We start from the raw sequence: 12561 nt of genomic DNA on the forward strand, positions 1-12561 counted from the left end.
CGTCCTGTGGGGGACGTTCCGGAGGCAGTCCACCGAGGCCGGGCCCCACGGTCCCGGGCACGTCCGGCAGGCGTACCGGCTGATCGTCGGGAGGGCGTACCTCACAGGGAGGACCGGTTCCCGGCCGCGTAAGCTGGGGGCCGGTCCTGTGTGTCCACCGCACCCCGCTCAATCGAGGAGCACCTGTGATTCTCTTCTTCGAGGCCCTGTTGGTCGTGGTCTGCGTCGCCACCCTGGCGTTCGCCGGGCTGGTCGTGAAGAAGCTGTACCAGGGCCAGCGCTGAACCCTAGCCAGGAAGTCTCACTGATGATCGAGATCCCGTCCGACCTCCACAAGGACCTCGTCCCGCTCGTTTTCCTGCTGGGCAACTGGGCTGGTGCCGGGGTGCACGACTTCCCCGGTGCCGAGAAGTGCAACTTCGGGCAGGAGGTCACCTTCACGCACGACGGCCGGGACTTCCTCGAGTACCACTCGTACTCCTGGGTCCTCGACCAGGACGGCAACAAGGTCAGGCCCCTGGAGTCCGAGCACGGCTTCTGGCGCATCGACGCCGCCCGCCGGGTCGAGGTGACCATGACCCGCGACGACGGTGTCGTCGAGATCTGGTACGGCGAGCTGGCCGACCAGAAGCCGCAGATCGACCTGGTGACCGACGCGGTGGCCCGGACCGCCGCCGCCCGCCCCTACAGCGGCGGCAAGCGGCTGTACGGCTATGTCAAGGGTGACCTGATGTGGGTCGGCGAGAAGCAGACGCCCGAGGTGGCGCTGCGGCCGTACATGTCCGCCCAGCTGAAGAAGGTCGTCACGCCGGAGGACGTCGAGCGCTGGGCGAAGGCCCTGCCGGACGACATGCCGGACGACGGGATCGCTTTCTTCAAGTAGTCCTAGACTCTCCAGTGTGGTGAGCACCGACTGGAAGAGCGACCTCAGGCAGCGCGGCTACCGGCTGACGCCGCAGCGGCAACTCGTGCTCGAAGCCGTGGACACCCTGGAGCACGCGACCCCCGACGACATCCTCTCCGAAGTGCGGAAGACGGCGTCGGGGGTCAACATTTCCACGGTGTACCGGACCCTGGAGCTGTTGGAGGAGCTGGGCCTGGTCAGCCATGCCCATCTCGGGCACGGGGCGCCGACCTACCATCTCGCCGATCGGCACCACCACATCCACCTGGTCTGCCGGGACTGTACGAACGTGATCGAGGCGGACGTGGAGGTCGCGGCGGAGTTCACGGCGAAGCTGCGTGACACGTTCGGGTTCGACACCGACATGAAGCACTTCGCGATCTTCGGGCGGTGCCGTTCCTGCACGTCCAGGAGCGCGAGCGGTGAGTCGTAGGACGAGTCGTAGGCTGTGGATATGAAGAGCCCTCTGCTGTCCCTGCCCGGTGCCGTTCCCGGCGAAGGCGTGGACGAAGGCGTCGCCGCGCACTACGGCGACCTGTTCCGTGAACAGCGTGCCCTCGCCGGTGGGGCGGGGTTCGTGGACCTGTCCCACCGTGGCGTGGTCACCGTGTCCGGTGAGGACCGGCTCAGCTGGCTGCATCTGCTGCTCACCCAGCATGTGAGCGACCTGCCCGTGGGGCAGGCCACCGAGGCGTTGATCCTCTCCGCGAACGGCCATATCGAGCACGCGCTGTATCTGGTCGACGACGGCACCACCGTCTGGGCGCACATCGAGCCCGGCACGGCGGACGCGCTGATCGCCTACCTGGAGTCGATGAAGTTCTTCTACCGGGTCGACGTCGCCGACCGCAGCGCCGACTTCGCCGTGGTGCATCTGCCCGCCGGGTCGATCGCCGAGGTGCCGGAGGGCGTGGTGGTGCGGGAGACCGCCTTCGGGCGCGATCTCTTCCTGCCGCGGGCTGATCTCGAGTCGTACGCGGAGAAGGCCGGGCCCGCGGCCGGGCTGCTGGCGTACGAGGCGCTGCGGGTGGAGCAGCATCGGCCGCGGCTCGGGTTCGAGACCGATCACCGGACCATTCCGCACGAGCTGGGGTGGATCGGCAGCGCGGTGCACCTGCAGAAGGGGTGCTATCGGGGGCAGGAGACGGTGGCCCGGGTGCAGAACCTCGGCAAGCCGCCGCGGCGCCTGGTCTTCCTGCACCTGGACGGGAGCGAGGTGCATCTGCCGCCGCGCGGGGCGGAGTTGCGGCTCGCCGATGACGGGCCGGAGGGGCGCAAGGTCGGGTTCGTGACCACGTCCGCGCGCCATCACGAACTGGGGCCGGTGGCGTTGGCCCTGGTCAAGCGGAATGTGCCGGTGGACGCGGCGCTGGTCGCGGATACGACCGCGGCGGCGCAGGAGGTCGTCGTCGAGCCGTAGGCTCCGCGGCGCGGGAGGTCGTCGTCGAGCCGTAGGCTCCGGGCGGCGCTTGGGCGTGCTCAGAGGTCCAGCAGGACCGTGAACGGGCCGTCGTTGGTGATCCCGACCCGCATCTGGGCGCCGAAGCGGCCCGTCGCCACCGTGGCGCCCAGCGCGCGGAGCTGGGCCACGACCTCCTCCACGAGGGGTTCCGCGACGGTGCCGGGGGCGGCGGCGTTCCAGGTGGGGCGGCGGCCCTTGCGGGCGTCGCCGTAGAGGGTGAACTGGCTGATCACCAGGAGCGGGGCGTCGATGTCGCTGCATGACTTCTCGTCGTGCAGCATGCGCAGGGTCCAGAGCTTGCGGGCCAGCTGGGCCGCCTTCTCCTTGGTGTCGTCGTGCGTCACACCGACCAGGACGCACAGGCCCTCGCCGGTGATCTCGCCGACGGTGCTGCCTTCCACGACGACACTGGCGCCGTCCACTCGCTGTACCACCGCACGCATGGCGTCCATGATGCCGTGCGGGTGGGCGGGTGGTGCCGACGGGTCCGTTGCCGGTTGTTTTATGTTCCGTAACCCCCCATCTGGGGCCGATCGGGGGCACTCGGTCACATAGCGGCCAGTTGGGGTGGCACGATGCTGCCACACGCCGGTCGAGGGGACGGTAGAGGCACATGAGCACACCGAGTACGGGGCAGCCTCCCGGGGCTGTCTCGCTGACGCCTGCGGGGAACGGGTCGAGCACCCGGCCGCCCACGCAGCGCACCGACAGTCCGCGGATGCCCGCGGAGCCGCCCGAACAGGATCTGACCCTGCTGAGCCTGTCGGAGCTGCGGGCGTTGCGGAGGGACGCGCAGCGGGACGAGGCGGATCTGAGCTATGTACGGCGGCTGCTGCAGGGCCGGATCGACATTCTGCGGGCGGAGCTGGCGGGGCGGGGGCCGTCCGCGGTGGCGTCCGTGGTGGCGTCCGTGGTGGACCGGCTGCCGGAGATCCTGACGGACGCCCCGGCCCGGTACCGGTCCTCCGCACGGCATGTGACCGTCGGGACGCCGTACAGCGAGGAGTACCGGCGGCTGGCGGCGGAGATGCTGGCCGAGGTCGAACTGTCGGCGCTGGACGCCCGGACGGACGGCGAGCTGACCAGCGCGATGGGTCGGCTCGTCCGCTACGAGCAGCAGGTCTCCCGCCGCCGCCAGCGCCTCCAGCGCACGGCCGACGAGTGCAGCGCGGAGATCGCGCGGCGGTATCGGGACGGGGAGGCGCAGGTGGATGATCTGCTGACGTGATGCGTGCGGGCGGCCTGCTGGGCTGTGTGGGTGGCTGACGCTGTGCCGCCGTAGCTGTGCGCGACCCACCCCGGCACCCCGTCAGCGCCGGGCTGCGCGACCCACCCAGGCACCCCGGCCCGCCAGAAAACGTCGCGACGGTCAGGGCGTCGTACACCTAGCCTCGGCTTATGAACGACACCCGCATCGACGTACGCCCCATCACCGAGGACGAGATCCCCGCCTGGATCCGCGCAGCGAAGGTCGGCTTCCTGAAGGCCCCCGTCGTCACGGATGAGGAGGTCGCCGAACGGAGGGCGCACATAGACCCGGCCAGAACGCTCGCCGCGTTCGACGGGGACCGCTGCGTCGCGACGTTCCGTTCGTACGCGCAGAAGCTGACGGCGGTCGGCGGCCGGACGGTGCCCGCCGACGGCATCACGGGCGTGACGGTCACGGCCACGCACCGGCGCCGGGGCCTGCTCACGCGGATGATGCGGCGGGACCTGGCCGCGGCCAGGGAACGGGGAGACGTCGTGGCGACGCTGATCGCCGCGGAGTACCCGATCTACGGGCGGTACGGGTTCGGGCCCGCCACGACCGCCGCGGAGTGGACCGTGGACGTGCTGCGGACCGGGCTGGACCGGCGTCGGGCAGCGGAGCCCGAGGGTGGGGGTCGGGTCGAGCTGGTGGACGGGGACTACGTCCGCAAGATCGGGCCGGAACTGCACGAGCGGATGCGGCGGCTCCGGCATGGGGCCATCGACCGGGACGAGCGGTGGTGGCAGGTCAGCACGGGGGCGATCCAGCACAACGGGACGGGGACCTGGACCGAGCCCTTCTACGCCGTGTACCGGGCGCCGGGGGGCGCGGTCGAGGGGCTGGTGACGTATGGGGCGGACGACACCTGGGGGGACAGCAAGCAGCCCCTGAACACGGCCACCGTGCGGTGGCTGGACGCCGTGAGTCCGGCTGCCGAGCGCGCGCTGTGGCGTTTTCTGTGCTCCATCGACTGGGTGGCCCGGGTGAGGAGCGGGTGGCGGGCGCCGGACGACCTGCTGCCGATGCTGCTGCCGGACCCGCGGGCCGCTCAGCTCACGACTCAGGCGGATTGGCTGTGGGTGCGGGTGCTGGACGTGGCGCGGGCCCTGGAGGCCCGTAGCTACGCGGGCCCGGGGGTGCTGGTGCTCGACGTCGTGGACCCGGACGGGCTCGCGGGTGGGCGGTACCGGCTGGAGGTCGAGGGGGAGGGGGAGCGGGTCAGGTGTACCGCCGCCGATGGGCAGGATGCTGATCTGACCCTGGGGGTGGGGGAGCTGGGGTCCCTCTGGCTCGGTGACGAGTCCGTCGCGCGGCTGATGGCGCTGGGGCGGGTGCGGGAAGAACGAGCGGGCGCCGGCCGGGTGGCCGACGCCCTGCTGCGTACGTCCAGGCGCCCTTGGTGCCCGGACATGTTCTGAGTCCTGGTGGTCCCTCCCCTCTGGTGAGTGCGGTGCGGTGCGGTTCGGTACGTGTGCATCCGTAGCTGGACCTTGTTCAGTTGTGGCTGTGCTCTTCCCTGTTCGGTTGTCGGTGTTCAGTTGTGGCTGTGCTGACTGACCAGGCTCCCGGCTCCCCTCCGGAAGGGAGCCCGGTCAGCCGGATGGTGCGAGCAGCAGGACGAGGATGACCGCGCCGATGCCGCCGATCATGGTGTTCTTCGCCTTGACCCCGATGGTGATCGCGACGAACGCGATGATGCCCATCGGGCCGAGCTTCCACTGGACAAACTGTTCGAAGCCGATGGCCAGGGCGGCGATGACGATGGCGATGAGCGGCATGCGATCCCCCCTTCGGGCCGACCCTGGCGGCCAACCCCCGTGAAGTTTGACCATGTTGCTCAAGTTGGCGACCAACTTCCTTTCTAGTTCTCTCCACTTGGAGGCGGCTTATAACCACCCGTCGGTGAACTGCCTGGAGATGGCGAGAAGTTGTAGTGTTTGGTTGTGGAGCCGGAACATGACTCCGTCAATGGGCGGAGGAGGCCACGCCCGTCACACGCGTCACACCGCGACGTGGCGGGCGAGTTGCGTGCCCGCATCAGGTCCGGCGTGCTGCGGCCCGGGCAGCGCATGCCCACCCAGGCACAGCTGGTCAAGGAGTTCGGTGTCGAGCGCGGTGCCGTCCGGCAGGCGCTGCGGATTCTCCAGGACGAGGGGCTGCTGACCAATGTGTCCCGGGGGAGTCCGGCGACCGTGGCGGCGGACGTCGGTGACCCGGCCACGGGGCCGGAGGCGGAGCCCCAGCCCACCACCGTGGCGCTGGCGCCGAGGGTCGCGGCGGCCTTCGGGAGCGCGCACGTGGAGATCGACGCGCTGTGTCTGACCGCCATCTCGCTCACCCTCGCGCTGAGCGAACCGCTGCGCCAGATCCACGCCGGGGAGCTGAAACCGGCCAGAGTCGACGTCCGGGTGCTGCTGCCCTCGCGGGAGATCAACCTCGCCTTCCCGGCCCCCGTGGACGCGACGGACGACGTGGAGCGGCTGCACCGGCGCTGGCTCGCGATGCGCAACGCCCAGGGTCAGGTGCTCCAGCACAATCTGCTGGCGCTGCGCGCCACGCACGGCATCGACGTGCGGGTCTCCTTCCGGGCACTGCCGTTCACGCCGCCGGTGAAGTTGTACCTGCTCAACGGGGCCGAGGCGCTGTTCGCGTACTACACCCTCGGCCGCCGTGCGGAGCAGGTCGACGACGAACAGCTCGAGTTGTACGACGCGCTGGGCACCCAGTCGATGCTGTTCGCCTTCGAGCAGGGGGTGGGGCCGCGCGACACGACCTTCGTGGAACAGTCGTGCCTGTGGTTCAACGCACTGTGGGAGACCATCAGCTCGGAGCTGGTGCTCACGACCTGATGGGCTCCGGGATTCACAGGGCGGGGCCCGTGACCAGGAGGGCCAGGACCACTGCTCCGACGGAGCTGACCGCGGGGCTCTTGGCCTTGATGCCCAGGGTGAGCAGCAGCAGGCCGACGATGCCGGTGGCTCCGTACTTCGTTTCGACGACCTGCTCGAAGCCGACGACGAAGAGGGCGGAGAGGAGGGCGAGTGCAGGCACGATGTTTCCCCCTTCGCTTCCGCCAACTTAGAGAAGTTGGCGACCAACTTTGTTTAGGTTGTCCCCGCTTGGTCGATAGTCATAAACAACTTGTGAACAACTCCCCGTAAGTGGGTGAGAGTTGTACCGTTTGGTCGTGACTCAGGAGAACGTGGCAGTGAACGCCAGCAGAAGGCTCTCGCCCCAGGAGATCGCCGACGCCCTGCGGGACCGCATCCGCGCCGGGGAACTCAAGGCGGGGGACCGCCTGCCCACCCAGGCCGAGCTGGCGGACGAGTTCGGCGTGGAGCGCGGCACCGTGCGCCAGGCGCTGCGGGCGCTCCAGGAGGACGGCCTGCTCTCCAACGTCAGCAAGGGCAGCCCGCCGCGCATCGCCCCGCGCGTGCCCGTCCAGGACGAGCCGCAGCCGACGATGGTCGGGCTCTCGCCCCGGCTCACCGAGGCGTTCGGGGAGCGGCGGGTGCGGATCGACATCGTCTGCCACACCGCCGAGACGCTGATGCTGGCCCTCGGCGAGCCCGTACGCCAGATCCACGAGGGCCGCATCCGCCCCGAGTCCATCGACGTACGGATCCTGCTGCCCTCCCGGGAGATCAACCTGGCCTTCCCGGTGCCGGTCGACGGCGGCGGCGAGGACGACCCGGTCCACCAGCGGTGGCTGGCGATGCGCAACGCGCAGGGCCAGGTGCTCCAGCACAACCTGCTGGCGCTGCGCTCCACGCACGGCACGGACGTGCACGTCGCGTTCCGCGCGCTGCCCTTCACGCCCCCGATCAAGCTGTACCTGCTCAACGGCGAGGAGGCGCTGCTCGGGTACTACATGCTCACCCGGCGCGAGGAGGAGTGGGGAAACCAGACCCTCGACATGTACGACGCGCTGGGCGCCCAGTCCCTGCTGTTCTCCTTCCACAAGCGGGCCGGGCACCGGGACGAGTCGTTCGTGGAGGAATCCCAGAAGTGGTTCGACGCCCTCTGGGAAACCATCACCACGGACCTGACACTCTCCTAGTGACTTCTGATACGACCCAGACCGCACACGTGTCAGCACCGATCGAGCACCTCCGGCAGCGGGTCGGCGGGGCGCGCGTCGTCCTGTGGGACTTCGACGGGCCGATCTGCGGGTTGTTCGCCGGGCTCTCGGCCGAGCTGATCGCGCGGGACATGATCGACTGGCTGGAGGCGCGCGGCCTGCGGGGCTTCCTCCGGGAGGAGGAACTGCGCTCCACGGACCCGCACTTCGTGCTCCGCGCCGTCGGCAGCCGCTATCCGCACAGCGATCTCGTCGCGGAGCTGGAGGAACGCCTCACGCTGGAGGAACTGCGGGCCACCGACTCCGCGATGCCCACGGCGTACGCCGATCCCCTGATCCGCACCTGGCACGCGGTCGGCGCCCGCCTGGCCATCGCCACCAACAACGCCCCCCGCGCGGTACGCCGCTACCTGGACGGCCGCGGCCTGACCAACTGCTTCGCGCCCCACATCTACGGCCGCACAGCGCAGCTGCATCTGCTCAAGCCGGACCCGCACAGCCTCCAGCGGGCCCTGCGGGCCATCGGGTCGGCCCCCGAGGACGCCCTGATGATCGGCGACATGCCCAGCGACTGCCACGCGGCGCAGGAGGCCGGGGTTCCGTTCCTCGGCTACGCGCGTAACGCGGAGTCGGGCGGGTGGTTGCGGGAGGCCGGGGCCGATGTGGTGGTGGGGTCGCTGGAGTCGGTGCTGAAGGTGGTGCGGCGGGGCCGCTGAACTCGTGCCGGGCCATGCCGGTCCATGCCCGGGTTCATGCCGGTCCATGCCCGGGTCAATGCCGGTCCATGCCCGGGTTCATGCCGGGGGTTGTCCCTGGAGCAGCAGCAGGAGCAGTGTCACCGCGCCCAGGCAGGCGCAGGTGGAGTTGTTCGACCTCAGGCCGACGGCGAGCAGCAGCAGGGCCACGATGCCCATGGGGCCGAAGCGCCACTCCATCAGCTGCTCCGCGCCCACTCCCAGGACCGTCACGAGAAAGCTCAGCACTGGCACGATTGTCCCCCTAGGTCGTCGTCAACCTTCCTGCCAATTGGACTGGTTGACTTGGATTGGCATTTCCCGGTTCATGTGATCGTCTAACTTCCGGTCCAATAGGCTGTGTTGGTTGGCTGGAAATGCTGTGCCGCCGGTGCTGTTGCGGGTAGTTTGCAACCGTGGCCAACTCATCAGGACAGTCAGGGACCGGACCGGTCCGCGCGGTACGCGTGGAGGGCGGCAGGGCGTCCGCGCTCGTGGAGTCGGTGCTGCGCGAGCAGTTGGCGAACGGCACTCTCCGTGTCGGTCAACTGCTCCCGCCGCAGCGGCAGCTGGCCGACGAGTTCGGGGTCAGCCGGGACACCATCCAGCGGGTGCTGCGCAGACTGACCGAGGAGCGCTGGCTCCAGGCCCGGCAGGGCAGCGGCATCCGTGTGGTGCGGGTGCCGGACGCGGCCCGGCCGGAGCCGGGTCCGGAGGCGCGCGGTCGGGCCACTCTCGGTCCAGTCGTCCACCGGGCCTTCGAGCAGGCCGAGGTGACCCTGGACACCTTCTCGCTGACCTCCGAGACGCTCGTCAGCCACCTCAGGGTGCAGGCCGAGCGCATCGCCGCCCGGGAGATCACCCCCGCGCGCGTGCGGCTGCGGATGCTGCTGCCCGCGGAGGAGCCACGGCTGGCCTACCCGGCCGCCGTGGACCTCGTCGACGACCGGATCTGGGCCCGCTGGCAGGCCATGGCCCGGCGGCACGCCGACACGGTCGTGGAGCTGGCGGGGCGGTTCGGACAGTGGGGCGTGGACGCCGAGGTGGAGATCCGCCGGGTGGCCATGACCCCGCAGTTCAAGCTGTACGTGTTCAACGACACCGACATGCTGTTCGGGCCCTACGAGGTGATGGAGCGCACCATCACCGTCGGTGACGGCACCCCCGTCCCGGCGCTGGACGTGCTCGGCCTCGGCTCCGCCCTCTTCCTGCACCACCGGGAACCCGACGACCCCGAGGCCCAGGACGGCTTCTTTGCGACCATGAAGGCCACCTTCGAGTCGTACTGGGAGAACCTGGGTCGACCCGCGACCGAAACGTGACGGGACGAGTGCGCGAACCGCCACTGTCCGTGACCGAAGGGCGTCCACATAGTGACACGTCGTGAACTGGATCACGCCCCGTACTACTCTGTGCCGCCATGCTGCCCCCTCTGCCTCGCTGGGCTCACCAGTCACTGGTGCGGTACTTCGCGCAGGCGCGGCGCCGGGCCCCCGACGGACGGGTGGTTTCCGGCCATCACAACATCAACCACATCGCTGAGCTGCGGCAGCCGCTGGCCTTCCTGCTGGGGCTGCCGTCCGGCCGGGTGCTCGCCAAGTTCCGCACGCCCTACCCCACCGTCGAGGTCGTGCCGAGGATCTGGCCGCGCGAGGCGGAGGTCCTGCGGGTGGTGAGCGCGCGCCTGGGTGACGTACCGCGCTGTCTGGCGGACTTTGGAGAATGGTCACTGCACGACTACCTGGACGGCCGGGCACTGGCCGAGGTGGCCCCCGAGGGGGAGCCGGTGGGCAGCGGGCGGATGGCCGCGCTGGCGGACTTCTTCGCCCGATTGGCAGGGGTACCGGCCGATGAGTTGCCGCCCCGTCCGGCCGACTGGCCCAGCGAAAGCGACAGCCGTGGCTTTCTGGACTGGCTCGCCCGGTTCACCGAGCAGGAGGTCCATCAGTCCAATCGGCCGCGTTTCGGCCGCCTGTTCGATGAGGTAGGGATGCCGGAGGATGCCGTCGACCGTTTCCTGCGGTCGGTGCCGGAGATGACACGGCGGCCGTTCGCCCTCCTGCACACCGATGTCCATCGGGCGAACGTGGTCGTGCTGGAGCAGGCCGCGGCCGGTGAGCGGCTCGCCGTCATCGACTGGGAACTCGCCTTGTACGGCGATCCCGTGCACGACCTGGCGACCCATCTCGTCCGCATGGACTACGACAAGGCCGAGCAGGAGCTGATGGTCCGCCTGTGGACGGACGCCATGCGACGCGCGGACCACGCGGACGCGACCGACGGTCTGGACACCGACCTGCCGGTCTACCTCCGCTTCGAGTACGCCCAGTCCGTCTTCCCCGATGTCATGCGGGCGGCGCTCTCCCTGCCCGCCCACCCCGCCGACCGGGACCTCACCCGGGCCGCCGAGCGCGTCCGCCGCGCCCTGCGCCGGGCGTCCGAACCGCTGGCCCTGGTGGACGCGCTGAAGGACGAGTGGGAGATCGCTCAGGCGCTGCGGCGCTGGCACGCGGAGGACCAGGCGCGTGCGGGTGAGGACGCCGGGGCGGAGGGAGTGGCATGACGGACGCCGACCGGACGGCGCGGGCGCTGCTCGAGGGCGCTCGCTGTGTGCTGTTCGACTTCGACGGTCCCCTCTGCCGCCTCTTCCCCGAGGGCGCCTCGGCGCCGGTCGCGGACGAAGTGCGGGACCTGGTGGACAAGTTCGGCCTGGGTGACGTACTGGACGAGTCGGAGCGCGCGAGCATCGACCCGCATGTGGTGCTGCGTGCCGTGCACCGGGCCCGGCGTACGCGGGACGTCACCGAGCTGCTGGCGCTGATGGAGGCGGCCGTCGCGGCGGGTGAGGTGGCCGCCGCGGGGGCCGCGTGGCCCACGCCGCGCGCTGACGACCTCGTACGGCAGCTGGCGCGACGGGGCGTACGGCTGGCGGTCGTCACCAACAACGCGCCCGGGGCGGCGACGGCCTACCTCGACCGCGCGGGCCTGCGCGACCACTTCGCGTCCGTCCGGGGCCGCACCTCCGACCCCGGCCTGATGAAGCCCCACCCCGACGTCCTGCACCGCGCCCTGGACGACCTCGGGCTCGCCCCCGCCCACGCGGTGATGATCGGCGACACCGGCACGGACGCGGAGGCGGCGCGGTCGGCCGGGGTGCCGTTCATCGGGTACGGGCGCAATGAGCGCAAGGTGCGTGGGCTGCGCGGGGCGGACGCCGGTGTGGTGGTGACGTCGTACGAGGGTCTGGTCGCCGTCTAGGGTCAGGGCGCGAAGGGCGCGTCGAGGAGGGGTATCAGCTGTTCCTCCTCGTATGTGAGGTGCGCCTCCAGGGCGACGGTCAGGCGTTCGACCTCCGTGCGGGCGGTGGCGGGGTCCTCGGACGTCACCGCGTGCCGTAGGTCCTCGATGAGGACGGCGATCTTCTCGTGCTCCTCACCGAGGCGGGCGACGGCGGACGCGGCCTGTGGATGACGGTCGGCGAGGAACGGGAGCATGCCCAGATCCTCATGGGTGTGGTGGTTGTGCAGGCCGTGACAGAAGGTGAGGCAGTTGACGCGGAGCTGCGCGCCGAGGGCCGAGGCGGAGCCGTTGCTCATCTCCTCGCGGATCAAGGCGAGTTCGCGGCGGAACGCGTCATGGATCAGCTTCAGCGCCTCGCCCATGGAGCCCGCGTTAATGTTCGGCGGGCCCTCCGGCGCCTGCTCGTACAGCGCGACCATGGGGATCACCCGCCGGGTCTTCTCCTGGTACGCCGCCCAGCCCGGGTCCGCCTCCACGGCCCGCGCGAACGCCTGGTCGCGTTCCTCGCCGGTCAGTACGACCGCCTGCGCCTCGTAGGTGAAGACGCCTGTCTCGACGGTCACTTGGGGATGCGCGCGGAGGTTGTGGTACCAGGCGGGGTGGTGGTCGGCGCCGCCCGCGGAGGCGATGACCAGGACGCGGTCGGCGCCGTCGGGGAGATAGCCGACGGGGGTGGTGTGCGGGCGGCCGGTGCGGGCTCCCTTGGTCGTCAGCAGGAGCAGGCGGGCACCTTCGAAGGGGCCGCCGACGCGGCCGTGGTGGGCGCGGAACTCGTCGATGATCTGGTGGTTGAAGTCGGTGGGCACGTTTCTCTCTCTGTCGCCGTCTGGG

The 12561-nt window shown here is 70.3% G+C and carries 16 protein-coding genes; 11 read left to right on the forward strand and 5 right to left on the reverse strand.

Going from position 1 to position 12561, the window contains the following annotated elements; genetic code table 11:
* Positions 1 to 307 precede the first annotated feature (307 nt).
* From ACFVQG_RS24355 to ACFVQG_RS24365, 3 genes are read left to right on the forward strand one after another with little or no spacing between them, the layout of a single operon-like run.
* On the forward strand, positions 308 to 883 hold the full coding sequence (locus ACFVQG_RS24355; protein WP_383387230.1) for an FABP family protein: 576 nt from the start codon (positions 308 to 310) through the stop codon (positions 881 to 883).
* A 16-nt stretch (positions 884 to 899) separates the two neighbouring features.
* On the forward strand, positions 900 to 1337 hold the full coding sequence (locus tag ACFVQG_RS24360) for a Fur family transcriptional regulator (RefSeq protein ID WP_383387233.1): 438 nt from the start codon (positions 900 to 902) through the stop codon (positions 1335 to 1337).
* A 21-nt stretch (positions 1338 to 1358) separates the two neighbouring features.
* Positions 1359 to 2324 (forward strand): YgfZ/GcvT domain-containing protein, encoded by a 966-nt coding sequence (locus ACFVQG_RS24365; RefSeq protein ID WP_383387236.1) that lies wholly within the window; start codon positions 1359 to 1361, stop codon positions 2322 to 2324.
* A 59-nt stretch (positions 2325 to 2383) separates the two neighbouring features.
* Here ACFVQG_RS24365 and dtd read toward each other — a convergent pair whose 3' ends face one another.
* Positions 2384 to 2809 (reverse strand): D-aminoacyl-tRNA deacylase, encoded by a 426-nt coding sequence (gene dtd, locus ACFVQG_RS24370; RefSeq protein WP_383387239.1) that lies wholly within the window; start codon positions 2807 to 2809, stop codon positions 2384 to 2386.
* A gap of 170 nt (positions 2810 to 2979) precedes the next feature.
* Here dtd and ACFVQG_RS24375 point away from each other — a divergent pair, with 170 nt between their 5' ends.
* Both ACFVQG_RS24375 and ACFVQG_RS24380 read left to right on the forward strand, forming a co-directional pair.
* Complete coding sequence (locus tag ACFVQG_RS24375; protein ID WP_383387242.1) at positions 2980 to 3594, forward strand: aerial mycelium formation protein; 615 nt, start codon at positions 2980 to 2982, stop codon at positions 3592 to 3594.
* Between the two features lie 170 nt (positions 3595 to 3764).
* Complete coding sequence (locus ACFVQG_RS24380) at positions 3765 to 5033, forward strand: GNAT family N-acetyltransferase (protein WP_383387245.1); 1269 nt, start codon at positions 3765 to 3767, stop codon at positions 5031 to 5033.
* Between the two features lie 174 nt (positions 5034 to 5207).
* Here ACFVQG_RS24380 and ACFVQG_RS24385 read toward each other — a convergent pair whose 3' ends face one another.
* A complete protein-coding gene (locus ACFVQG_RS24385; RefSeq protein WP_383387248.1) occupies positions 5208 to 5393 on the reverse strand; it encodes a hypothetical protein in 186 nt (61 codons plus the stop codon).
* A 159-nt stretch (positions 5394 to 5552) separates the two neighbouring features.
* Between ACFVQG_RS24385 and ACFVQG_RS24390 the strand changes: the two genes are divergently transcribed.
* Positions 5553 to 6464 carry a winged helix-turn-helix domain-containing protein gene (locus ACFVQG_RS24390; RefSeq protein ID WP_383387251.1) on the forward strand — a complete coding sequence of 304 codons (912 nt, stop codon included), beginning with the start codon at positions 5553 to 5555 and terminating at the stop codon, positions 6462 to 6464.
* A gap of 13 nt (positions 6465 to 6477) precedes the next feature.
* Here the strand turns inward: ACFVQG_RS24390 and ACFVQG_RS24395 are convergent, their stop codons facing one another.
* Positions 6478 to 6666, reverse strand: a complete 189-nt coding sequence (locus ACFVQG_RS24395) for a hypothetical protein (protein WP_383387253.1) — start codon at positions 6664 to 6666, stop codon at positions 6478 to 6480.
* A gap of 130 nt (positions 6667 to 6796) precedes the next feature.
* Between ACFVQG_RS24395 and ACFVQG_RS24400 the strand changes: the two genes are divergently transcribed.
* Both ACFVQG_RS24400 and ACFVQG_RS24405 read left to right on the forward strand, forming a co-directional pair.
* Positions 6797 to 7675 carry a GntR family transcriptional regulator gene (locus ACFVQG_RS24400; protein WP_383387256.1) on the forward strand — a complete coding sequence of 293 codons (879 nt, stop codon included), beginning with the start codon at positions 6797 to 6799 and terminating at the stop codon, positions 7673 to 7675.
* Positions 7676 to 7704: 29 nt separating this feature from the next.
* Positions 7705 to 8412, forward strand: a complete 708-nt coding sequence (locus tag ACFVQG_RS24405) for an HAD family hydrolase (protein ID WP_383387259.1) — start codon at positions 7705 to 7707, stop codon at positions 8410 to 8412.
* A 78-nt stretch (positions 8413 to 8490) separates the two neighbouring features.
* Here ACFVQG_RS24405 and ACFVQG_RS24410 read toward each other — a convergent pair whose 3' ends face one another.
* Positions 8491 to 8679, reverse strand: a complete 189-nt coding sequence (locus tag ACFVQG_RS24410) for a hypothetical protein (protein ID WP_383387261.1) — start codon at positions 8677 to 8679, stop codon at positions 8491 to 8493.
* A 167-nt stretch (positions 8680 to 8846) separates the two neighbouring features.
* Between ACFVQG_RS24410 and ACFVQG_RS24415 the strand changes: the two genes are divergently transcribed.
* The 3 genes from ACFVQG_RS24415 (at position 8847) to ACFVQG_RS24425 (ending at position 11688) form a co-directional block, all read left to right on the forward strand.
* Positions 8847 to 9752 (forward strand): GntR family transcriptional regulator, encoded by a 906-nt coding sequence (locus tag ACFVQG_RS24415; protein WP_383387264.1) that lies wholly within the window; start codon positions 8847 to 8849, stop codon positions 9750 to 9752.
* Between the two features lie 98 nt (positions 9753 to 9850).
* Positions 9851 to 10993 carry a phosphotransferase family protein gene (locus ACFVQG_RS24420; RefSeq protein WP_383387266.1) on the forward strand — a complete coding sequence of 381 codons (1143 nt, stop codon included), beginning with the start codon at positions 9851 to 9853 and terminating at the stop codon, positions 10991 to 10993.
* A complete protein-coding gene (locus tag ACFVQG_RS24425; RefSeq protein ID WP_383387268.1) occupies positions 10990 to 11688 on the forward strand; it encodes an HAD family hydrolase in 699 nt (232 codons plus the stop codon). Before ACFVQG_RS24420 ends, ACFVQG_RS24425 begins: the two co-directional genes overlap by 4 nt.
* A gap of 2 nt (positions 11689 to 11690) precedes the next feature.
* Here the strand turns inward: ACFVQG_RS24425 and ACFVQG_RS24430 are convergent, their stop codons facing one another.
* Positions 11691 to 12536, reverse strand: coding sequence for a nitroreductase/quinone reductase family protein (locus ACFVQG_RS24430; protein WP_383387270.1), 846 nt, complete (start codon positions 12534 to 12536; stop codon positions 11691 to 11693).
* Between the last annotated feature and the right edge of the window lie 25 nt (positions 12537 to 12561).

This window comes from Streptomyces sp. NPDC057877, assembly GCF_042796855.1.
GTDB lineage: Bacteria > Actinomycetota > Actinomycetes > Streptomycetales > Streptomycetaceae > Streptomyces.